Raw genomic sequence first — 20,014 nt, 5'->3', positions numbered from 1 at the left:
ATGCGTTCATCCCGTTCGTCTGCCATGCGCCCGACGCTGGTGTTTTCTCTGCTGGCCGTCACACTTCTGGCCGGCGCCTGCTCGACCTACGACTCCACCTCGCGCAAGGTCGCCAACGTCATCACGCCGTACCGCATCAATATCGTGCAGGGCAACTTCGTCTCGCGCGAGGCGGCTTCACAACTGCACGAGGGCATGACCCGCGACCAGGTCAAATTCCTGCTGGGCACGCCGCTGCTGACCGACGTGTTCCATAACGACCGCTGGGATTACGTCTTCTCGTTCCGCCGCGGCAATACGCCGGTCGTGCAGCAGCGCCGCTTCACTGTCTTTTTTGATGGCGACAAGCTGGTGAAGTTTGGCGGCGACGAGTTGCCGTCCGAATACGAGCTGATTGCCGAAATTGACGGCATGAAAAAGGCCCTGAAAGAACAGAAGCCCGGTATCGGCGGAAGCTCGGGCACGCAGGCGGCGGCGCCCGCGCCCGCGTCAGCACCAGCTGCCCGACAAGAGACAACAGCGGCACCGGCTGAGCAACCAAGTGCAGCGCCGGCCGCTTCGACAGCAGCGCCCGCCGCATCGACGCAAGCGGAACCGGCAGCGCAGCCGAACTGACGCGCACCGCTGCGGCCATGCCGCGCACCCAGATTTCCGGCCGGCGCTTTGCGACCGGCCGTTTTCCGATATCGCCAGGTAAAACACCATGAACATCGCCATTGCTGGCGCATCCGGCCGCATGGGCCGCATGCTGATCGAACACGTTCTTGCGACCGAAGGGATTTCGCTGTCCGGTGCGCTCGACCTGCCGGGCTCGCCCGCGCTGGGCCAGGACGCCGGCCTGCTGCTGGGCCGCCATACCGGCGTGGCGATCACGGACGACCTCGACGCAGGCCTGGCCGGCGCGGATTGCCTGATCGATTTCACCCGCCCCGAAGGCACGCTGGTCCACCTGGCGGCCGCCAAGCGCCTGGGCGTGAAGATGGTGATCGGCACGACCGGCTTCGATGACGCCGGCAAGGCTGCCCTGGCCGACGCGGCCAAGTCCGTCGGCATCGTTTTCGCGGCCAATATGAGCGTGGGCGTCAACGCCACCTTCAAGCTACTGGAAGTGGCGGCAAAGCTGCTTTCGACCGGCTACGACATCGAGATCATCGAAGCGCATCACCGCTTCAAGGTCGATGCCCCGTCCGGCACGGCGCTAAAGATGGGCGAAGTGGTTGCCGATGCGCTGGGCCGCGACCTCAAGACGTGCGCCGTCTATGCGCGCGAAGGCCACACCGGCGAGCGCGATCCGAATTCCATTGGTTTTGCCACCGTGCGCGGCGGCGATATCGTCGGCGACCACACCGTGATGTTCGCCGGCATCGGCGAGCGCATCGAGATCAGCCACAAGTCGTCGAGCCGCCAGTCTTATGCCGATGGCGCCGTGCGCGCGGCCCGCTTCCTGGCCGACAAGGCGAATGGCCTGTACGACATGCAGGACGTGCTCGGCCTGAAGTAAGACCGGGCCTCGCGGCGTGGCCGTGATGGCCCGGCCGCACGGTTATAATCAGCTTCTTTCGCATTGCACGACTGGCGGGCGCCCTCAAAGCGGGCGCCCGCCGTCTGCTTTCCTGTCCCCCGGATGCGGGCCTTCCAGACGCCGCGCAGACCGTTGTCCTGAACGTTGTCCCCGACCATGCAAGACAAATATCTTCCTTCCGCCGTTGAACAAGCCGCCCAGCAGCACTGGCAGGCGATCGACGCCTACCGCGTGCCCGAGCATGCCACCGGCCCCGACGGCAAGGAGAAGCCCAAGTTCTACGCCTGCTCGATGCTGCCGTATCCGTCGGGCAAACTGCACATGGGACACGTGCGCAACTACACCATCAACGACGTGATGGCGCGTTACCTGCGCATGAATGGCAACAACGTGCTGATGCCGATGGGCTGGGACGCCTTCGGCATGCCGGCGGAAAACGCGGCACTGAACAACGGCGTGGCGCCGGCCGCCTGGACCTACGACAACATCGCTTACATGAAGAAGCAGATGCAGTCGATGGGCCTGGCCATCGACTGGTCGCGCGAAGTCGCCACCTGCAGCCCGGACTACTACCGCTGGAACCAGTGGCTGTTCCTGAAGATGCTCGAGAAGGGCATCGCCTACCGCAAGACCGGCACCGTCAACTGGGACCCGGTCGACCAGACCGTGCTGGCCAACGAGCAGGTCATCGACGGCCGCGGCTGGCGCTCGGGCGCTATCGTCGAAAAGCGCGAGATCCCGATGTACTACCTGCGTATCACCGACTACGCAGACGAGTTGCTGGGCGACCTGGACAACCTCGGCTGGCCCGAGCGCGTCAAGATCATGCAGCAGAACTGGATCGGCAAGAGCGTGGGCGTGCGCTTCGCGTTCAAGCATGACATCCAGGGCGATGACGGCAAGCTGATCAACGACGGCAAGCTGTATGTGTTCACCACGCGCGCCGACACGATCATGGGCGTGACGTTCTGCGCCGTGGCCGCCGAGCACCCGCTGGCCACGCATGCTGCCGCGAACAATCCCGAACTGGCCGCCTTCATCGACGAATGCAAGCACGGCTCGGTCATGGAAGCCGACATGGCGACCATGGAGAAGAAGGGCATGCCGACGGGCCTGCAGGTCACGCATCCGCTGACCGGCGAGCCGGTCGACGTGTGGGTCGGCAACTACGTGCTGATGAGCTACGGCGACGGCGCCGTCATGGGTGTGCCCGCGCACGACGAGCGCGACTTCGCCTTTGCCAACAAGTACCAGCTGCCGATCAGGCAAGTCATCGACGTCAAGGGCCAGCCGTATTCGACCGAAGCCTGGCAGGAGTGGTACGGCGACAAGGAAAACGGCGTCTGCATCGAGAGCGGCAAGTACAACGGCCTCGGCTACCAGGCCGCGGTCGAGGCGATTGCCGCCGACCTTGGCGCGATGGGCCTGGGCGAGAAGAAGGTGACCTGGCGCCTGCGCGACTGGGGCATCTCGCGCCAGCGCTACTGGGGCACGCCGATTCCGCTGATCCACTGCGACAGCTGCGGCGTAGTGCCTGTGCCCGAGCAGGACCTGCCGGTCGTGCTGCCTGAGGACCTGGTGCCGGACGGCACCGGCAATCCGCTGAACAAGGATCCGCGCTTCCTGCAGTGCACGTGCCCGTCGTGCGGCAAGCCGGCGCGCCGCGAGACCGACACGATGGATACGTTCATCGATTCGTGCTGGTACTACATGCGCTATACGTGCCCGGACGCGACCACGATGGTCGATGCCCGCAACGACTACTGGATGCCGATGGACCAGTACATCGGCGGCATCGAGCACGCGATCCTGCACCTGCTGTACGCGCGCTTCTGGACCAAGGTCATGCGCGACCTGGGCCTGGTCAAGTTCGACGAGCCGTTCACCAACCTGCTCACGCAGGGCATGGTGCTCAACGAGACCTACTATCGCGAAGACGCCGCCGGCAAGAAGACCTGGTACAACCCGGCCGACGTCGACGTGCAGACCGATGAGCGCGGCCGCCCGCTGGGCGCCACGCTCAAGGCCGACGGCCAGCCGGTGGTGATCGGCGGCGTCGAAAAGATGTCGAAATCGAAGAACAACGGCATCGACCCGCAGGCCCTGATCGACCAGCACGGCGCCGACACCGCGCGCCTGTTCGTGATGTTCGCCGCGCCGCCGGAGCAGCAGCTCGAGTGGAGCGGCTCGGGCGTGGAGGGCGCATCGCGCTTCCTGCGCCGCGTGTGGAACTACGGCTATGCCAACGCCGCCGCGGTGCGCGATGGCGCCGGCGCCGCGCCGACCGCGGATGACGCGGACCTGCGCCGCGAGATCCACACCGTGCTCAAGCAGGCCAACTACGACTACCAGCGCATCCAGTACAACACCGTGGTGTCCGCCACGATGAAGATGCTGAATGCGCTCGAAGGTGCCAAGAGCGCTACGCCGGCCGCGCGCCGCGAGTGCTTCGGCATCCTGCTGCGCGTGCTGTACCCGGTAGTGCCGCACATCACGCACGGCCTGTGGGAAGCGCTGGGCTATGCCGCCGCCGCCGGCGACCTGCTCGACGCCCCGTGGCCGCTGGTCGATGAAGGCGCGCTGGTGCGCAGCGAGATCGAACTGGTACTGCAGATCAACGGCAAGGTGCGCGGCAGCGTGACCGTGCCGGCCGATGCCGACCGCGCGGCCATCGAGGCCGCGGCCGCCGCCAGCGAAACCGTGGCCAAGTTTGCCGAGGGCAAGGCGCCCAAGAAGATCGTGGTCGTGCCCGGCCGACTGGTCAACGTGGTGCTGTAAGCAGGGATCGGAAACCGATAAGCCGATGAAGGAATCGCCGAGAATGGATCGACTGGACAAGGGCCGCCGCAAGCTGCTCGCCGCGATGTTGGCCACGGGCCTGCTGGCGGGCTGCGGCTTCCACATGCGCGGCAATGCCGACTTCGCGTTCAAGCGGCTCTATATCGGCATTCCGCCCAATACGCTGATGGGCGCGGACCTGCGCCGCGCGATCCGCGGCGGTTCGGACACCACGGTCGTGAGCGACCAGAAAGAGGCCGACGCGCTGCTGGATGTGCTGCAGGACACGCGCACCAAGACCATCCTGTCGATCACGACCGAAGGCGTGGTGCGCGAATACCGCCTGACGCAGCGCTTCAGCTTCCGCCTGCGCGATGCCGCCGGCAAGGAACTGATACCGCCGTCGCAGCTCATCCTCACGCGCGACCTGACGTACAACGAAGCCAATACGCTGGCCAAGGACTACGAAGAGCAGCAGCTCTACCGCGACATGCAGCGCGACATCGTGCAGCAGCTGATGCGCCGCCTGGCGGCGGTCAAGGCCATCTGAGTACGGGCCATCGCACCGGCATGCAGCTCAAGCTAGACGGACTCGACGCCCACCTGCGGCAGGCCAAGGCCAAGGGCCTGGCCCCGCTGTACGTGGTCCATGGCGATGAACACCTGCTGGTGCTCGAGGCCGTCGACCGCTTGCGCCAGACCGCGCGCGAGGCCGGTTTTTCCGAGCGCGACGTGCTCGTGGCGGAGCGCAATTTCCACTGGAGCCACCTGGTCGAGGCGCAGCAGTCGATGTCGCTGTTCGGCGACCGCAAGATCGTCGAACTGCGCATTCCGTCGGGCAAGCCCGGCAAGGACGGCGGCGAGGCGCTGCGCGCCGTGGCCGCCCAGCCGTCGCCCGACGTGGTGATGCTGGTGACGCTGCCGCGGCTCGATTTCGCGGCGTCCAAGTCGGCATGGTTCCAGGCGCTGGAAGGCGCGGGCGTATCGATCAAGGTCGATTCCGTGGACCGTACCCGCCTGCCGGCGTGGGTCGGCGAGCGCCTCGGGCTGCAGCAGCAGCGCGTGGAAGGCGGCGAACCGGGCCGACGCGCGCTCCAGTTCATCGCCGACAAGGTCGAGGGCAACCTGCTGGCTGCCCACCAGGAAATCCAGAAGCTCGGCCTGCTGTATCCGCCGGGCGAACTGACGTTCGACCAGGTGCACGATGCGGTGCTCAACGTGGCCCGCTACGACGTCTTCAAGCTGTCCGAAGCCATGCTGGGCGGTGACGTTCCGCGCCTGGTGCGCATGCTCGAAGGGCTGCGCGGGGAGGGCGAGGCCACGGTGCTGGTGCTGTGGGCGCTGACCGAGGAAATTCGCGTATTATCCAAAGTCCGGCAAGGCATTGCGGCCGGCAAGCCCGCCGCCGTGCTGATGCGCGAGCTGCGGGTCTGGGGCCCGCGCGAACGCCTGGTGCCCCAGGCCGCGCAGCGGCTGACGCAGGCCCGGCTCGATGCGGCTCTGTCCATGGCCGCGCGGCTGGACCGGCAGGTGAAGGGTTTGTCCGACCTGCCGCCACCGGGCAGCGGACCATTGCCGGCAGAGCCATGGGATGGCCTGCAGCAGCTGGCGTTGATGATCGCGCGCTAGTTCTGGCTCCGAAGGTTTGCATCCCTACGGTTTGCTCCCCTCTCCCGCCTGCGGGAGAGGGGCCGGGAAAGAGGGCAGGCGGTGGCTCGTGCGTTATCGCCACGAGATGCTCCGACCCTCTCCCCCAACCCCTCTCCCGCGCGCGGGAGAGGGGAGGAACACACATTGACGGCCGTTCTCCCGGCCACGAACATGACCGAGCTCGACCTCAACCTCAACCAATACATGGACCGCGTCGGCCGCCAGGCACGCGCGGCATCGCGCGCGATGGCGCGTGCCTCCACCGCCGACAAGAACCGCGCGCTGCTGACCATTGCCGCGGCGATCCGCCGTGACGCCGACAAGCTCAAGGCCGTCAACGCGCGCGATGTCGAGCGTGCCCGCGCCAACGGCCAGGACGCCGCCTTCATCGACCGCCTGACGCTGTCGGACAAGGCCATCAAGACCATGGCCGAGGGCCTGGAGCAGATCGCCGCGCTGGCCGACCCGATCGGCGAGATCTCGAACATGAAGTTCCGCCCGACCGGCATCCAGGTCGGACAGATGCGCGTGCCACTCGGCGTGATCGGCATCATCTACGAGTCGCGCCCGAACGTGACCATCGACGCGGCGGCGCTGTGCCTGAAGTCGGGCAATGCCACGATCCTGCGCGGCGGTTCGGAAGCGATCGAATCCAACACCGCGCTGGCGGCGCTGGTGGCCGAAGGCCTGGCCAGCGCCGGCCTGCCGCCCGAGGCCGTGCAGGTCATCGAGACCACGGACCGCGCCGCGGTCGGCCGCCTGATCACGATGACCGAGTATGTCGACGTGATCGTGCCGCGCGGCGGCAAGAGCCTGATCGCGCGGCTGATGGAAGAAGCGCGTGTGCCGATGATCAAGCACCTGGACGGCATCTGCCACGTGTTCATCGACACCGACGCCGACCTCGACAAGGCCGTGCGCGTCTGCGACAACGCCAAGACTCAGCGCTACGCGCCGTGCAACACCATGGAGACGCTGCTGGTGTCGCAGGACATCGCCGCGCGCGCGCTGCCGCCGCTGTGCCGCATCTACCAGGAGAAGGGCGTCGAGCTGCGCGTGTGCCCGGCGACCCGCGCCACGCTGGAGGCCGCTGGCTTCAGAGGTCTCGTCGATGCCACCGAGGAAGACTGGCGCCTGGAATACCTGGCCCCGATCCTCGCCATCAAGACCGTGCCGGGGCTGGACCAAGCCGTCGCGCATATCAACGAATACGGTTCGCACCATACCGATTCGATCATCACGGAGAACTACTCGACCGGCATGCGTTTCATCCGCGAGGTCGATTCGGCCAGCGTGATGATCAATGCGTCGACGCGTTTTGCCGATGGCTTCGAATATGGCCTGGGCGCGGAAATCGGTATCTCCAACGACAAGCTGCACGCGCGTGGCCCGGTCGGGCTGGAAGGGCTGACGTCGCTGAAGTACGTGGTATTTGGCCACGGCGAGATCCGTACCTGAGAATCGATGGCGGGGCCGCCATGCCCGCCGCAAAGAACAACAACTACTGCCACCACGCGTCGCTGAATGCTCTGGGTCAAAGCGCTTCATATCGTCTTTGTCGTGTCCTGGTTTGCCGGCCTGTTCTACCTGCCGCGCATCTTCGTCAACCTGGCCATGGAGACGGATCCCGCCAGCACGCAGCGATTGCTGCTGATGGCGCGCAAGCTGTACCGCTTCATGACCATGCTGGCCGTGCCGGCGGTCGTGTTCGGGTTGTGGCTGTACCTGGGCTACGGCATCGGCCGCGGTCCGGGGCAGGGTTGGATGCATGCCAAGCTGGCGCTGGTGCTGGTGCTGATCGGCTACCACCACGGCTGCGGCAGGCTGCTGAAGAAGTTCGAGGCGGGCGGCAACACGCGCTCGCATACCTTCTACCGCTGGTTCAACGAGCTGCCCGTGCTGGTGCTGCTGGCGGTGGTGATCCTGGTGGTGGTCAAGCCGTTCTGAAACCCGGTCCGTCGGGACTCTCACAATCGAGCGAAAGATGAGCAAGCAGGTCGATTACTATTTCTCGCCGCAGTCTCCGTACGTCTATCTGGGGCATGAGCGCTTTGCCGCCATCGTGGCCAGCCACGGCGCCCTGGTCAACCTGAAGCCCTGCGATCTCGGCAAGGTGTTCTCGGTGTCCGGTGGACTGCCGCTCGCGCAGCGTCCGCCGCAGCGCCAGGCATACCGGCTGGTCGAGCTGGCGCGCTGGAGCGAGTTCCTGGGCAAGCCGCTGAACGTGCAGCCGACGTATTTCCCGGTGTCCGGCGACCCGGCCAGCAAGCTCATCATCGCGACCCAGCTCGCGCATGGCACGGCGCGCGCCATGCAGCTCCTTGGCGCGATTGGCACGGCACTTTGGGCGCAGCAGCGCAATATCGCGGATGCCGCCACGCTCGCGCAGCTGGCCGACGAGGCGGGTCTCGACGGCGCCAGCCTGCTCAAGGCCAGCGACGGACAGGCCGTGCTGGCCGCCTACGCGCAGAACACGCAGGACGCGATCTCGGCGGGCGTGTTCGGCGCTCCGTGGTACGTCTATGCTGGCCAGCCCTACTGGGGCCAGGACCGGCTCGACTTCCTCGACCGCGCACTGGCGGCTGGTTGAACCGTCGCCTAGGCTAATTTGATTCCCGTCCGCCACGGCGGACGTTTTTGTTTGCAGGAAACCTGAATCCATGACCCAAGCTTTCTTTGCTCCCTGCCCGCGCGGCCTTGAGGGCGCGCTGGCCGAAGAACTGCGCGAGATCGCCGCGCGGCCCGGAATGGCGTCGCTGGCCCCGTTCGAGGTGCATCGCGAGGTGCCTGGCGGCGTCAGCTTTTCGGGCGAACTGGCGGCCGCTTACGCCGTCAACCTGCATTCGCGCATTGCCAGCCGCGTGCTGATGCGCGTGGCCGCGCGCGGCTACCGGCACGAGGACGATATCTACGCACTGGTGCGCAACCAGCGCTGGGAGCAGTGGTTCTCGCCCGACGAGTCGATCCGCGTGGATCTGACCTCGACCAAGTCCCAGCTGCGCAGCCTGAATTTCACGGCGCTGCGCATCAAGGACGGCATTTGCGATGGCATGCGCGAACGGCTGGGTGCGCGGCCCAGCGTGGACACCGTGAGTCCGGATGTGCGCATCTATGCCCACCTGACGGAGTACGACTGCACGCTGTACATCGATACCACCGGCGAGCCGCTGTTCAAGCGCGGGTGGCGTATGGAGAAGGGCGAAGCCCCGCTGAAGGAGAATCTGGCAGCGGGCATCCTGCGCCTGGCCGGCTGGGTGAAGGGACAGACCAACCGCCCGTTCTATGACCCGATGTGCGGTAGCGGCACATTCCTGATCGAAGCCGCGCAAGTGGCGCTGGATATCGCACCGGGCGGCAGCCGCAGCTTTGCCTTTGAATGGCTCAAGGGTGCCGACACGAAGGCCTGGCAGAAGCTCAAGTCGGACGCCCAGCGCGCGCGCATGCTGGCATCGACCGAGGGCCTGCAGATTGCCGGATCGGACATTTCCACCGACATGCTGGCCATGGCGCATGCCAACTGGTCGCGTGCCGGGCTGCCCGACGAAGCGCGTACCAAGCAGGTCGATGCGCGCTTCGCGCAGCCGCCGTTTGCCGAGCCGGGCCTGATGCTGATGAACCCGCCGTATGGCGAACGGATCGTGGTGCGCGGCGAGCGCCGCATGCCCCAGGACGAAATGCCGCGCGACGAAGCCGAAGAGGCCGCCGCCAACCAGTTCGCCAGCGCCTTCGCCACCACGCTCAAGCAGAACTTCGCGGGCTGGCAGGCCTGGGTCTTTACCGGGGATCTGTCGATGCCGAAGCGCCTGCGGCTGAAGGAGTCGCGGCGCACGCCGCTCTACAACGGCAATATCGAATGCCGCCTGTTCCGCTTTGACATGGTGCGGGGCGGCAACCGCGGGCCACAGCAGCCGGCCTGAATGGCCGGCGACCGTCGCGGCGGCCGCCTGAACCTCAGGGCCGCTTGCGGCCCGTCAGCGTGTCGGGGTTGCGCGCGAAGTCGGCCAGGAAGGCTTGCTGGCTGACCACCGGCTCCTGCAGCAGGTGGCGCGGCAGGTCGAACAGGGCGTAGACATATTCCTCGCGCCCCTCGCAGCGTTCGGCCGGCAGGCAATATTGCTCCCAGTCCACGCAGGCTGGCGTGTACATGCCGTTGCCCGGCCAGAAGAAGGGCACCAGGCGGCCTTCGCGCAGCCCTTCGATCAGCGCCGCCGGCGCGTCGTAGGCCTCGGCCGATTCGACCTGGCTCATCAGCCCCACGCGGGTTTCGATCACCATCAGCGTGGCATGGCCCTGCGCCGTCAGCATCAGGATGCCGACCGGATTGGGGTACAGGTAGTACTCGACAAAGCCATAGCGCGCGGTGATCTGCCGCACGCGCTCGGTCATGGCCGGATCCGACAGGAACGAATACGAATGCCGCGTCAGCAGTTCGCGCAAGGTGCGCGACAGCGTGGCGAAGTACTGTTGCTGCAAGGCATCGATTTCCTGGCTCAGGCGCTCGACCATATTGGCTTCGTGCTTTTTCACGTAGCGGTCGATCAGGCCATGGTTGAAGCCCTGCACGGCGATGCTTTCGTCGGCGGTGCCGGTCAGCAGGATGGTCTTGCACGGCAGGTCCTGCAGCGCCTGGCAGAATTCGAGCCCATCCATCTGCGGCATCGAGTAGTCCACCACGATCACGCCGGGCTGCAGGAAGCGGTTGACGTCGTGGATCTGGCGGTGGATGCGGTCGATGTCGAGCTGCACCGTGCGCCGCTCGGTGAGGAAAGTCAGGTCGTCGTGCGTGACCCGCACCGGCAGGAAGGCGGGAAAGCGGGTGGCGTAGGCGTCGCGGATCCACTGCAGCGCTTCGCGCGGGTCCGTGAACGTGACCACCGCGCGAGACGCGTCCATCTGGAAAGCCAGGCTGTCGATGAACGACTTGCTGTCATCGACCAGGACGGTCAGGATCGGGTGATGGAAGACCGACAGGTTCCGGTCGTGCGGGTTGAAGGTCATGGTGCGTTCGGGCCATGCGGCAACGCTGGGAATTCAGCGCAGGCCAGTATAACGCGCTGCCGCCACGGCGGGCGGCAACGCGTCGTATCCTGCACTGATTCCGGGCGATCGCGTGGTTAATCGACAGCCTTGAACATGTCCTCGACCACCTTCTTGGCGTCGCCGAACACCATCATGGTCTTGTCCATGTAGAACAGTTCGTTGTCCAGCCCGGCGTAGCCGGCGGCCATCGAGCGCTTGTTCACGATGATGGTCTTGGCCTTGTAGGCCTCCAGGATCGGCATGCCTGCGATCGGCGATTTCGGATCGGTCTTCGCCGCCGGGTTCACCACGTCGTTGGCGCCGAGCACCAGCACCACGTCGGCCTGGCCGAACTCGCTGTTGATGTCTTCCATCTCGAAGACCATGTCGTACGGCACTTCGGCTTCGGCCAGCAGCACGTTCATGTGGCCCGGCATGCGGCCCGCCACCGGATGGATCGCGTACTTCACGGTCACGCCCTTCTCGTGCAGCTTCTCGGTCAGTTCCTTGAGCGCGTGCTGAGCACGCGCCACGGCCAGGCCGTAGCCCGGCACGATGATGACCGTTTCGGCATTGCCCATCAGGAAGGCCGCGTCGTCGGCGGAGCCGGACTTCACGTTGCGCTGGGCCTGCGCACCGGCCGCGCCGGCCGCTGCCGCTTCACCGCCGAAGCCGCCCAGGATCACGTTGAAGAACGAACGGTTCATCGCCTTGCACATGATGTACGAGAGGATGGCACCGCTTGAGCCCACCAGCGAGCCGGCAATGATCAGCATCGGGTTGTTCAGCGAGAAGCCGATGCCCGCCGCCGCCCAGCCCGAGTACGAGTTCAGCATCGACACCACCACCGGCATGTCGGCGCCGCCGATCGGGATGATGATCAGCACGCCGAGCACGAAGGCGATGGCCAGCATCACCAGGAACGGCAGCCAGTCCTGCGTCATGAAGAACGCGATGCCGAAGCCGACCATCGCGACCGCCAGCGCCAGGTTCAGCATGTGCTGGCCGGGGAAGACCACTGGCGCGCCCTGGAACAGGCGGAACTTGTAGCGCCCGGCCAGCTTGCCGAAGGCGATCACCGAACCGGAGAACGTGATGGCGCCGACGAAGCAGCCGATGAACAGCTCGATGCGGTTGCCAGTCGGGATCTCATGCGAGCCCGCGGGTGCGATGCCAAACGCCGAAGGCTCCGCCACGGCGGCCACGGCGATGAACACCGCGGCAAGGCCGATCAGCGAGTGCATCGCCGCGACCAGTTCGGGCATCTTGGTCATCTCGACCTTCTTCGCCACATAGGCGCCGACGCCGCCGCCCACCACCAGGGCGCCGAATATCAGCGCCAGGCCCGAGCCGACCGAGGACTGCGCCGTGCCGGCGGCCAGGAACTCGTTCTTGAGCTTGATGATCAGCACCAGCGTGGTGACCACGGCAATGGCCATGCCGATCATGCCGAAGGCATTGCCCTTGCGGGCCGAAGCCGGATGCGAAAGTCCCTTGAGCGCCTGGATGAAGCAGACCGAGGCGACCAGGTAGAGCAGGGTGACAAGGTTCATGCTGACGAGTTCGGTCATCACGCACCCCCCTTGGCGCCGGCCTTGGCCTTGGGCTCTTTCTTCTTGAACATCTCCAGCATGCGCTGGGTCACCAGGAAGCCGCCGAACACGTTTACGGCGGCGAGAGCGACTGCCAGCGTGCCCATGATGCGGCCCGTGGCGCCCTCGGTGAGGCCGGCTGCCAGCATGGCGCCGACGATGATGATGGCCGAGATTGCATTGGTCACGGCCATCAGCGGGGTGTGCAGCGCGGGCGTTACCGTCCACACCACGTGGTAACCCACGTAGATTGCCAGCACAAAGATGATCAGGTTGATCACCGTGTGGTTCACCATCTCCATCGACTTCTCCTCCCTTGATTGAATCCTGGATGCCGCTTGCGTTGTCTGTATTGGAATGCGAACGACCGGGATGTCGCGGGCCCTTAAGGCGCCTGCGCCCGCACCGGTGCCAGCGTTGCCGCCGCCGCGCCCGGGGCCTGGAACACACGGGCCCAGTCGCGCTTCATGCTCACCACGGTCCAGCCGCGTTCCGCCGCGGCTTTCAGCGACGCGCCGTCGTTTTCCGCATATGCGGATTCGCGCTCGGCGTCGTCATGGTTGACGAGCAGCTGGAACGACGGCCCCTTGCGCGCCTGCGAGTACGACAGCATGGCGATATCGCCCTTGCCGCCGACATTGCCGGCCGCGAACACCGGCCGCTTGCCGATCTGCAGCGCAATGTTGACCGGCTTCATCTGCTTGTCGTTGAAGCTTTCGATCTTCGGCTCGCGCCAGATTTCGTTGTCGCGGCCGTTTTCGCGGAATTGCGCGGCAAGCCGGGAGCCGATGACCTGTTGCGGAGGAATGCCGTAGTACGACTGCGACACGGCGCGCATGAAGTCGGTCGTGCCGCCCGAGCAGATCCAGGTCTGGTAGCCATGGGCGCGCAGCAATGCCAGCACTTCCAGCATTGGCTGGTAGGTGCCTTCGCGCAGCGGCGCTTTGGATTTCGGGTGGCGCGCATTGGCGAAGTAGCGCCGCGCGTCTTCCTGGAAGGCGTCGAGCGATGTGTTGCCGTAAAGCTCGTTGAGCAGGCGCACGGCGCCTGCCTCCCCGGTCGATTTGAAATAGGCCGCGGGGTCGGCCAGGAATTCCTTGTAGGGCGATCGACCGGCCAGTGCCGGTTCGGCCCGCGCGCGCTCCTGCGCGCGGCTGACCACGAACAGCAGCTCCACCACCGGGTCTTCGCGCCACAGCGTGCCGTCGTTGTCGAACACGGCGATGCGGTCTTCGGGCGCGACAAATTCAGGGCTGCCCGGCGTGGTGGTCTTGCTGACGAAATTCAGGATGGACTGCTTGGCCGCCCCGTCGCGCCATGCGGGCAAGGGGTCGAGCAGCCTGGGGCCGCTTGCGGCGGCAGCGCTTGCGGCACTGGACGAGCTGCCGCCCGATGTCCCGCACGCCGCGCACAAGGCCAGCAGGCCGATGCCGGCCGCCTGCGCGAACCGCATGCCAAGGCGGGCACGCCACGGTGCCGCCCTCGCTACGGAATTCCGACACAGGCTGGCCGTCATGGGCTTACACCTTCTTGATTTCCTTGATGCCGTTCTTCTCGTCGACCAGGATGATCTTCGGCTTGTACGTGGCGATCTGCTCTTCGGTCATCGGCGCGTAAGTGCAGATGATCAGATGGTCGCCGATATGCGCGCGGCGCGCGGCGGCGCCGTTGAGCGAGATCTCGCCGCTGCCGCGCCGGCCCTTGATGATGTAGGTGGAGAAGCGTTCGCCGTTCTGCACGTTGTACAGGTCGATCTTCTCGAACTCCTTCATGTCGGCAGCTTCGAGCAGGTCCTCATCGATGCCGCACGAACCCTCGTAGTGGAGGTCCGCCTGCGTCACGGTGACGCGGTGGAGCTTGGCGCGGAGCATGATGCGTTGCATGGGTGATACGTCCTTATATTGATGCGGAATGCAGCCGGCGCCCGCGGGCGCCGGGAAGACTCACGCCGCCTTGCGCACGACTTCGCCGCTGTTGCACATCAGGCAGGCTGCGACGATGTCGTCTTCGAGGTTCAGCGCGAACTGGCCTTCCTTGTCGATGACCAGCTTGAGGAAATCCAGCACGTTGCGGGCATAGAGCGCCGAGGCGTCGGCCGCCACCATGCTGGCGAGGTTGGTGTGCCCGATCAGGGTGACGCCATGGCGCTCGACCACTTCGTCGGCTACGGTCAGCGGGCAGTTGCCGCCTTGCGCGGCGGCCAGGTCGACCACGACCGAGCCGGGCTTCATCTGCTGCACGGTCGTTTCCTGCAGCAGCACGGGTGCCTTGCGGCCCGGGATTAGCGCGGTGGTGATGATGATGTCAGCCTGCTTGGCGCGCTCGTGCACCAGTTCTGCCTGGCGGCGCATCCAGTCCGGCGGCATCGGGCGGGCATAGCCGCCGACGCCTTGGGCAATTTCGCGTTCTTCGTCGGTGATGAACGGCACGTCCAGGAACTTGCCGCCGAGCGATTCGATCTGTTCCTTCACGGCCGGGCGCACGTCGGAGGCCTCGATCACCGCGCCCAGGCGCTTGGCCGTGGCGATGGCCTGCAGCCCAGCCACGCCGGCGCCAAGGATCAATACGCGCGCCGCCTTGACGGTGCCCGCGGCGGTCATCAGCATCGGCATGAAGCGCTGGTAATGGTGCGCGGCAATCAGCACGGCCTTGTAGCCGGCGATATTGGCCTGCGAGGAGAGCACGTCCATGCTCTGCGCGCGCGTGGTGCGGGGCGCGGCTTCGAGCGCGAAGGCGGTGATCGATGCCGCCGCCATGCGCGCATTGTTCTCGACATCGAACGGATTGAGCATGCCCACCAGCACCGAGCCCGGCTTCATCTGGGCCAGCTCCTCGGCTTCCGGCGCGCGCACCTTCAGCACCAGGCTGGCGCCAAGCGCCTCGGCGGCGCTGCCGATGGTGGCGCCGACGGCCTCGTAGGCGCTGTCGGGCTGGCTGGCCCGTACGCCGGCACCCGCCTGCACCACGACCTTGTGGCCCTGGGCGACATACTTCTTGACGGTTTCAGGGGTGGCGGCGACACGCGTCTCGCCGGCCCGCGTCTCCTGCGGGATGCCGATGTACATCGTCAATTTCTCCTTTGCTGGCGTCATATCTGATGGGCGGGCCGACGTCTGGCCCGTTGCGCGCCAACGGTTGTTGACACCCGCAGCGCACAATTTTTCACGCAGCTTACAGGAATCTGACCATTGTTGGTGACTGATCGGTCGGGTATTGGAAGGGGGGCAGCGAGACGGTTCGGACCGCCCCCGCCGCGGTGCACAATGCCCGCGCAACCGGTAAAATGCCGAATTGCCTAAAAAATGTGCATCATGCCACGTGACTGGAATGCCAGCGTGACGGTTGCCGCGGTCATCGAGCGCGGCGGGCGGTTCCTGCTGGTGGAAGAAGAAACCCGTGACGGCCTGCGGCTGAACCAGCCGGCGGGCCACCTGGATCCCGGCGAAAGCCTGATCCGCGCCGTCATCCGCGAAACGCTGGAGGAGACCGCGCACACCTTCGAGCCACGCGCGCTGCTGGGCTGCTACATGGGCCGCGCGGCGTCGTCGCGCACCGATTCAGATGTGACCTATGTGCGCTTTGCCTTCACCGGCGACCTCGGCTCGCTCGACGCGGGCCGCCAGCTCGATACCGGCATCGTGCGCACCGTTTGGATGAGCGCCGACGAGATCCGCGCCTGCCCCGAGCGCCACCGCACGCCGCTGGTGCTGGCCTGCATCGACGACTATCTGGCCGGCAAGCGCTTTGCGCTCGATGCGCTTTACACGCACCCGTCCGTGCTGGCCACCGGAGACGCATTGTGAGCGGCAAGCGGGTCGTGGTCGGCATGTCGGGCGGGGTCGATTCGTCGGTGACCGCGTGGCTGCTCAAGCAGCAGGGCTATGAGGTCATCGGCCTGTTCATGAAGAACTGGGAAGACGACGACGACAGCGAATACTGCTCCACGCGGCAGGACTGGCTCGACGTGGTGTCGGTGGCCGACCTGATCGGCGTGGACGTCGAGGCCGTGAACTTTGCCGCCGAGTACAAGGACCGCGTGTTCGCGGATTTCCTGCGCGAGTATTCCGCTGGGCGCACGCCGAACCCCGACGTGCTGTGCAATGCCGAGATCAAGTTCAAGGCCTTTCTCGACCACGCCATGTCGCTGGGCGCGGAAACCATCGCCACGGGCCACTATGCGCGCGTGCGGCAGAACGCGGCGGGCCGTTTCGAGCTGCTCAAGGCGGTGGACCACACCAAGGACCAGAGCTACTTCCTGCATCGCCTGAACCAGGCGCAGCTTTCGCGCACGCTGTTCCCGCTGGGCGAGATGCCGAAGACGCGCGTGCGCGAGATCGCCGCCGAGATCGGCCTGCCCAACGCGAAGAAGAAGGACTCGACCGGCATCTGCTTTATCGGCGAGCGGCCGTTCCGCGATTTCCTGAACCGCTACCTTCCGACCAAGCCGGGGCCGATGAAGACGCCCGATGGCAAGGTGGTTGGCGAGCATATCGGGCTGGCCTTCTACACGCTCGGGCAGCGCAAGGGCATCGGCCTGGGCGGCAGCCGCGACGGCAACGGCGACGCGTGGTATGTGGCGCGCAAGGACATGGCCAGCAATACGCTGTATGTCGTGCAGGGCCACGATCATCCGTGGCTGCTCACGCCCACGCTGGCCGCGGCTGACCTGTCCTGGGTGGCGGGCGAGCCGCCTGCTGCCGGTGCCGCCATGGCGGCGAAGACGCGCTACCGCCAGAGCGATGCGCCGTGCGTGGTCGATGGGGTCGATGGCGACACGCTCAGTCTCGCGTTTGCCGAGGCGCAGTGGGCGGTGACGCCGGGCCAGTCGGCGGTGCTGTATGACGGCGATGTCTGCCTGGGCGGCGGCATTATCCAGTCGGCGCAGTAACCTGAAAGCGAAAAACGCTCGCGCATGCGAGCGTTTTTCGCTGGCGCCATGATCAGACCGCCGGTGGTTCCGTGTCGATGAACGACTGGCGCTTGGCGAGTTTCTCGTGGTACGCCGCCAGGTTCGGATGGCGCTCGCGCCAGTGGATTTCCGGGAAGCGGAAGTCCAGGTAGGACAGCGCACAGCCCACGGCCACGTCGGCGAGCGAATAGTGGTTGCCGCTGCACCACGGGCGATCGGCCAGGTCGTTCGACATGGCGGCCAGTGCGGCGTCAATCTTGCCAAGCTGGCGCTGCACCCAGCGCTCGCTGCGCTCGTGCGGTTCGCGCTGGGTGTTTTCCAGGCGCGCCAGCAGCGCGGCATCGAGCAGGCCATCGGCCAGCGCTTCCCAGCAATGCACTTCCAGGCGTTCGCGGCCGCCTTGCGGAATCAGGCGGCTGACCGGCGTCAGCGTGTCGACGTATTCGACAATCACGCGCGAGTCGTAGATCGAGGTGCCGTCCTCCATGACCAGGCAGGGCACCTTGCCGAGCGGATTGTATTGGCCGATCACCGTATCGGATGACCAGACGTTCTCTTCGATCAACTGGTAGTCGATCTTCTTTTCCGCCATCACTACGCGCACCTTGCGCGCGTAGGGACTGGTCTGGGACGCGAACAGCTTCATTTTCTCCCCTCGAGCTTGTTATGAAGTGCATCGACGCTCGGCGGCAAGCGGCGCAGGAGCCCCTGGCTTTCAGCGCTTGCCCGATGCACTTCATAACAGGCTAATGGAACGGCGAGCGCGAGTATACCCGCGCCGCATGGCGAACGAGGTCTCCCGCACGGATGCCCCATGGCCATGCTATAGCGTTGCCCCGGGACGGCGGCATGGGTGGTAAAATCGCCCGTTGCGCGGCGCCGGTCCGTCAGCGCCGTTCGCTGCGGAATTCGCGCGGTGCGGCGCATCGGCCGCTTGCCAGTTGCCCGCGGGGTGTCCCCCACGCCTGGCGCGCCTGCGATCCATCCCGTACTCGCCCTCATTTTTCCCCGGTTGCCAGCATGTCCACCTCTTCGCTTTCGCCGCTCACCGCCCTGTCCCCCATCGATGGCCGCTATGCCTCCAAGGCCGATGCGCTGCGCGAATGGCTGTCCGAAGCGGCCTTCATGCGCAACCGCGTCAAGGTCGAAGTGCACTGGCTGATCGCACTGGCGCAGGCCGGCCTCCCCGATATGCCGAAATTCTCCGCAGCCTCGGAAGCCGCGCTGCTGGCGCTGGTCGATAACTTCTCCGAAGCCGATGCGGCCCGCATCAAGGAAATCGAAGCCGTCACCAACCACGACGTCAAGGCGGTCGAGTACTGGCTCAAGGAGCAGGTCAAGGGCAACGCCGAGCTGGAAGCGGCCAGCGAGTTTATCCACTTCGCCTGCACCTCGGAAGACATCAACAACACCTCGCACGGCATGATGCTCAAGGGTGCCCGTGAAGGCGTGGTGGTGCCGGCGCTCAAGCGCGTGCAGGCCCGCCTGGTGGAACTGGCCAAGGCCAACGCCGCCCAGCCGATGCTGTCGCGCACCCACGGCCAGCCGGCCAGCCCGACCACGCTCGGCAAGGAAATGGCCAACGTGGCCGCGCGCCTGGCGCGCGCCATCGAACGCATCGAGCGCGTGGAGCTGCTCGGCAAGATGAACGGCGCCGTGGGCAACTACAACGCGCACCTGTCGGCCTACCCGACCTTCGATTGGGAAGCGTTTTCGAAGCAGGTCATCGAAACCCGCCTGGGCCTGACCTTCAACCCGTACACCATCCAGATCGAACCGCACGACTACATGGCCGAGCTGTTCGACGCCGTGGCGCGTGCCAACACCATCCTGCTCGACCTGAACCGCGACATCTGGGGCTATATCTCGGTCGGCTACTTCAAGCAGAAGACCAAGGCCGGCGAGATCGGCTCGTCGACCATGCCGCACAAGGTCAACCCGATCGACTTCGAGAACTCCGAAGGCAATCTGGGCCTGGCCAACGCATTGCTGCGCCACCTGTCGGAGAAGCTGCCGGTGTCGCGCTGGCAGCGTGACCTGACCGATTCGACCGTGCTGCGCAATATCGGCGTGGCCTTCGGCTACGGCCTGCTGGCCTACGAGGCCTGCCTGCGTGGCCTGGGCAAGCTGGAAACCAACCCGGAACGCCTCAACGAAGACCTCGACAACTGCTGGGAAGTGCTGGCCGAGCCGGTGCAGACCGTAATGCGCCGCTTCGGCGTGCCCAACCCGTACGAGCAGCTCAAGGAGCTGACCCGCGGCAAGGGCATCTCGCGCGAGGCGCTGCAGACGTTCATCACCGGCCTGGCCATTCCGCAGGACGCCAAGGACCTGCTGCTGGCCATGACGCCGGCGAGCTACATCGGCAAGGCTATCGTTCTGGCCGAGCGGATCTGACGCGCCTCCCCGCTTGAAGCAAAAAAGCCACCCGATCGGGTGGCTTTTTTTGCTTGTTTCGATGGGAACGGTGGGGACGCACCCAGCGACAGAATGCCACTTCAAATCATTTGAATAACTTAATTAAGGACTGTCCTGCATGCGCGC

The 20,014-nt window shown here is 65.8% G+C and carries 19 protein-coding genes; 12 read left to right on the top strand and 7 right to left on the bottom strand.

The genetic code is table 11. The annotated features are described in order from the left end of the window. From ACIGJB_RS13705 to ACIGJB_RS13665, 9 genes are all read left to right on the top strand, one after another. Positions 1 to 615 carry an outer membrane protein assembly factor BamE gene (locus ACIGJB_RS13705; RefSeq protein ID WP_483730323.1) on the top strand — a complete coding sequence of 205 codons (615 nt, stop codon included), beginning with the start codon at positions 1 to 3 and terminating at the stop codon, positions 613 to 615. An 88-nt stretch (positions 616 to 703) separates the two neighbouring features. Then, a complete protein-coding gene (gene dapB, locus ACIGJB_RS13700) occupies positions 704 to 1,501 on the top strand; it encodes a 4-hydroxy-tetrahydrodipicolinate reductase (protein ID WP_483730322.1) in 798 nt (265 codons plus the stop codon). A gap of 177 nt (positions 1,502 to 1,678) precedes the next feature. After that, positions 1,679 to 4,300 carry a leucine--tRNA ligase gene (gene leuS, locus ACIGJB_RS13695; protein WP_483730321.1) on the top strand — a complete coding sequence of 874 codons (2,622 nt, stop codon included), beginning with the start codon at positions 1,679 to 1,681 and terminating at the stop codon, positions 4,298 to 4,300. Positions 4,301 to 4,343: 43 nt separating this feature from the next. Next, the gene (locus ACIGJB_RS13690; protein WP_483730320.1) at positions 4,344 to 4,850 is read left to right on the top strand and encodes an LPS-assembly lipoprotein LptE; all 507 of its coding nucleotides are present in this window, start codon (positions 4,344 to 4,346) and stop codon (positions 4,848 to 4,850) included. A 20-nt stretch (positions 4,851 to 4,870) separates the two neighbouring features. Continuing rightward, complete coding sequence (gene holA, locus ACIGJB_RS13685; protein ID WP_483730319.1) at positions 4,871 to 5,929, top strand: DNA polymerase III subunit delta; 1,059 nt, start codon at positions 4,871 to 4,873, stop codon at positions 5,927 to 5,929. Positions 5,930 to 6,121: 192 nt separating this feature from the next. After that, positions 6,122 to 7,408 carry a glutamate-5-semialdehyde dehydrogenase gene (locus tag ACIGJB_RS13680; protein ID WP_483730318.1) on the top strand — a complete coding sequence of 429 codons (1,287 nt, stop codon included), beginning with the start codon at positions 6,122 to 6,124 and terminating at the stop codon, positions 7,406 to 7,408. A gap of 66 nt (positions 7,409 to 7,474) precedes the next feature. Further along, entirely contained in the window at positions 7,475 to 7,897 is a 423-nt protein-coding gene (locus ACIGJB_RS13675) for a CopD family protein (RefSeq protein WP_483730317.1), read from the top strand. Positions 7,898 to 7,934: 37 nt separating this feature from the next. Further along, a complete protein-coding gene (locus tag ACIGJB_RS13670; protein ID WP_483730316.1) occupies positions 7,935 to 8,540 on the top strand; it encodes a DsbA family protein in 606 nt (201 codons plus the stop codon). 70 nt (positions 8,541 to 8,610) lie between these two features. Continuing rightward, positions 8,611 to 9,867, top strand: coding sequence for a THUMP domain-containing class I SAM-dependent RNA methyltransferase (locus tag ACIGJB_RS13665; RefSeq protein WP_483730315.1), 1,257 nt, complete (start codon positions 8,611 to 8,613; stop codon positions 9,865 to 9,867). A 34-nt stretch (positions 9,868 to 9,901) separates the two neighbouring features. Here ACIGJB_RS13665 and ACIGJB_RS13660 read toward each other — a convergent pair whose 3' ends face one another. From ACIGJB_RS13660 to ACIGJB_RS13635, 6 genes are all read right to left on the bottom strand, one after another. Beyond that, a complete protein-coding gene (locus ACIGJB_RS13660) occupies positions 9,902 to 10,948 on the bottom strand; it encodes a response regulator (RefSeq protein WP_483709237.1) in 1,047 nt (348 codons plus the stop codon). A 116-nt stretch (positions 10,949 to 11,064) separates the two neighbouring features. Further along, complete coding sequence (locus ACIGJB_RS13655) at positions 11,065 to 12,540, bottom strand: NAD(P)(+) transhydrogenase (Re/Si-specific) subunit beta (RefSeq protein WP_483730314.1); 1,476 nt, start codon at positions 12,538 to 12,540, stop codon at positions 11,065 to 11,067. Next, positions 12,540 to 12,863, bottom strand: coding sequence for an NAD(P) transhydrogenase subunit alpha part 2 (locus ACIGJB_RS13650; protein ID WP_211945740.1), 324 nt, complete (start codon positions 12,861 to 12,863; stop codon positions 12,540 to 12,542). Before ACIGJB_RS13650 ends, ACIGJB_RS13655 begins: the two co-directional genes overlap by 1 nt. Positions 12,864 to 12,946: 83 nt before the next feature. Continuing rightward, on the bottom strand, positions 12,947 to 14,077 hold the full coding sequence (locus ACIGJB_RS13645; protein ID WP_483730313.1) for an HAD family hydrolase: 1,131 nt from the start codon (positions 14,075 to 14,077) through the stop codon (positions 12,947 to 12,949). Positions 14,078 to 14,081: 4 nt separating this feature from the next. Beyond that, positions 14,082 to 14,444 carry an aspartate 1-decarboxylase gene (panD, locus tag ACIGJB_RS13640; protein ID WP_483709233.1) on the bottom strand — a complete coding sequence of 121 codons (363 nt, stop codon included), beginning with the start codon at positions 14,442 to 14,444 and terminating at the stop codon, positions 14,082 to 14,084. 60 nt (positions 14,445 to 14,504) lie between these two features. Then, positions 14,505 to 15,626 (bottom strand): Re/Si-specific NAD(P)(+) transhydrogenase subunit alpha, encoded by a 1,122-nt coding sequence (locus ACIGJB_RS13635; RefSeq protein WP_483730312.1) that lies wholly within the window; start codon positions 15,624 to 15,626, stop codon positions 14,505 to 14,507. Positions 15,627 to 15,872: 246 nt separating this feature from the next. On the opposite strand from ACIGJB_RS13635, the gene ACIGJB_RS13630 reads away from it, so the two are divergent. Continuing rightward, positions 15,873 to 16,364: an NUDIX hydrolase gene (locus ACIGJB_RS13630; protein ID WP_483730311.1), complete on the top strand. Its 492-nt coding sequence runs from the start codon at positions 15,873 to 15,875 to the stop codon at positions 16,362 to 16,364. Further along, positions 16,361 to 17,449, top strand: a complete 1,089-nt coding sequence (gene mnmA / locus ACIGJB_RS13625) for a tRNA 2-thiouridine(34) synthase MnmA (protein ID WP_483730310.1) — start codon at positions 16,361 to 16,363, stop codon at positions 17,447 to 17,449. The genes ACIGJB_RS13630 and mnmA overlap by 4 nt, the downstream gene beginning before the upstream one ends. A 52-nt stretch (positions 17,450 to 17,501) precedes the next feature. On the opposite strand, the gene ACIGJB_RS13620 is transcribed toward mnmA, so the two are convergent. Beyond that, positions 17,502 to 18,116, bottom strand: a complete 615-nt coding sequence (locus ACIGJB_RS13620) for a glutathione S-transferase family protein (protein ID WP_483730309.1) — start codon at positions 18,114 to 18,116, stop codon at positions 17,502 to 17,504. A gap of 374 nt (positions 18,117 to 18,490) precedes the next feature. Here ACIGJB_RS13620 and purB point away from each other — a divergent pair, with 374 nt between their 5' ends. Further along, the gene (gene purB, locus ACIGJB_RS13615; RefSeq protein WP_483730308.1) at positions 18,491 to 19,867 is read left to right on the top strand and encodes an adenylosuccinate lyase; all 1,377 of its coding nucleotides are present in this window, start codon (positions 18,491 to 18,493) and stop codon (positions 19,865 to 19,867) included. Positions 19,868 to 20,014 lie beyond the last annotated feature (147 nt).

This window comes from Cupriavidus sp. C2SS-8b (genome assembly GCF_057073745.1).
The sequence above is the reverse complement of the archived record's forward strand: the minus strand, read 5'-3'. Positions and strand labels throughout refer to the sequence as shown.

Excerpts from the sequence above, each read along its gene's own strand:
- ACIGJB_RS13705 (WP_483730323.1), top strand. The coding sequence starts at position 1 with ATGCGTTCATCCCGTTCGTCTGCCATGCGCCCGACGCTGGTGTTTTCT.
- dapB (WP_483730322.1), top strand. The coding sequence starts at position 704 with ATGAACATCGCCATTGCTGGCGCATCCGGCCGCATGGGCCGCATGCTG.
- leuS (WP_483730321.1), top strand. The coding sequence starts at position 1,679 with ATGCAAGACAAATATCTTCCTTCCGCCGTTGAACAAGCCGCCCAGCAG.
- ACIGJB_RS13690 (WP_483730320.1), top strand. The coding sequence starts at position 4,344 with ATGGATCGACTGGACAAGGGCCGCCGCAAGCTGCTCGCCGCGATGTTG.
- holA (WP_483730319.1), top strand. The coding sequence starts at position 4,871 with ATGCAGCTCAAGCTAGACGGACTCGACGCCCACCTGCGGCAGGCCAAG.
- ACIGJB_RS13680 (WP_483730318.1), top strand. The coding sequence starts at position 6,122 with ATGACCGAGCTCGACCTCAACCTCAACCAATACATGGACCGCGTCGGC.
- ACIGJB_RS13675 (WP_483730317.1), top strand. The coding sequence starts at position 7,475 with ATGCTCTGGGTCAAAGCGCTTCATATCGTCTTTGTCGTGTCCTGGTTT.
- ACIGJB_RS13670 (WP_483730316.1), top strand. The coding sequence starts at position 7,935 with ATGAGCAAGCAGGTCGATTACTATTTCTCGCCGCAGTCTCCGTACGTC.
- ACIGJB_RS13665 (WP_483730315.1), top strand. The coding sequence starts at position 8,611 with ATGACCCAAGCTTTCTTTGCTCCCTGCCCGCGCGGCCTTGAGGGCGCG.
- ACIGJB_RS13660 (WP_483709237.1), bottom strand. The coding sequence starts at position 10,948 with ATGACCTTCAACCCGCACGACCGGAACCTGTCGGTCTTCCATCACCCG.
- ACIGJB_RS13655 (WP_483730314.1), bottom strand. The coding sequence starts at position 12,540 with ATGACCGAACTCGTCAGCATGAACCTTGTCACCCTGCTCTACCTGGTC.
- ACIGJB_RS13650 (WP_211945740.1), bottom strand. The coding sequence starts at position 12,863 with ATGGAGATGGTGAACCACACGGTGATCAACCTGATCATCTTTGTGCTG.
- ACIGJB_RS13645 (WP_483730313.1), bottom strand. The coding sequence starts at position 14,077 with ATGACGGCCAGCCTGTGTCGGAATTCCGTAGCGAGGGCGGCACCGTGG.
- panD (WP_483709233.1), bottom strand. The coding sequence starts at position 14,444 with ATGCAACGCATCATGCTCCGCGCCAAGCTCCACCGCGTCACCGTGACG.
- ACIGJB_RS13635 (WP_483730312.1), bottom strand. The coding sequence starts at position 15,626 with ATGTACATCGGCATCCCGCAGGAGACGCGGGCCGGCGAGACGCGTGTC.
- ACIGJB_RS13630 (WP_483730311.1), top strand. The coding sequence starts at position 15,873 with ATGCCACGTGACTGGAATGCCAGCGTGACGGTTGCCGCGGTCATCGAG.
- ACIGJB_RS13620 (WP_483730309.1), bottom strand. The coding sequence starts at position 18,116 with ATGAAGCTGTTCGCGTCCCAGACCAGTCCCTACGCGCGCAAGGTGCGC.
- purB (WP_483730308.1), top strand. The coding sequence starts at position 18,491 with ATGTCCACCTCTTCGCTTTCGCCGCTCACCGCCCTGTCCCCCATCGAT.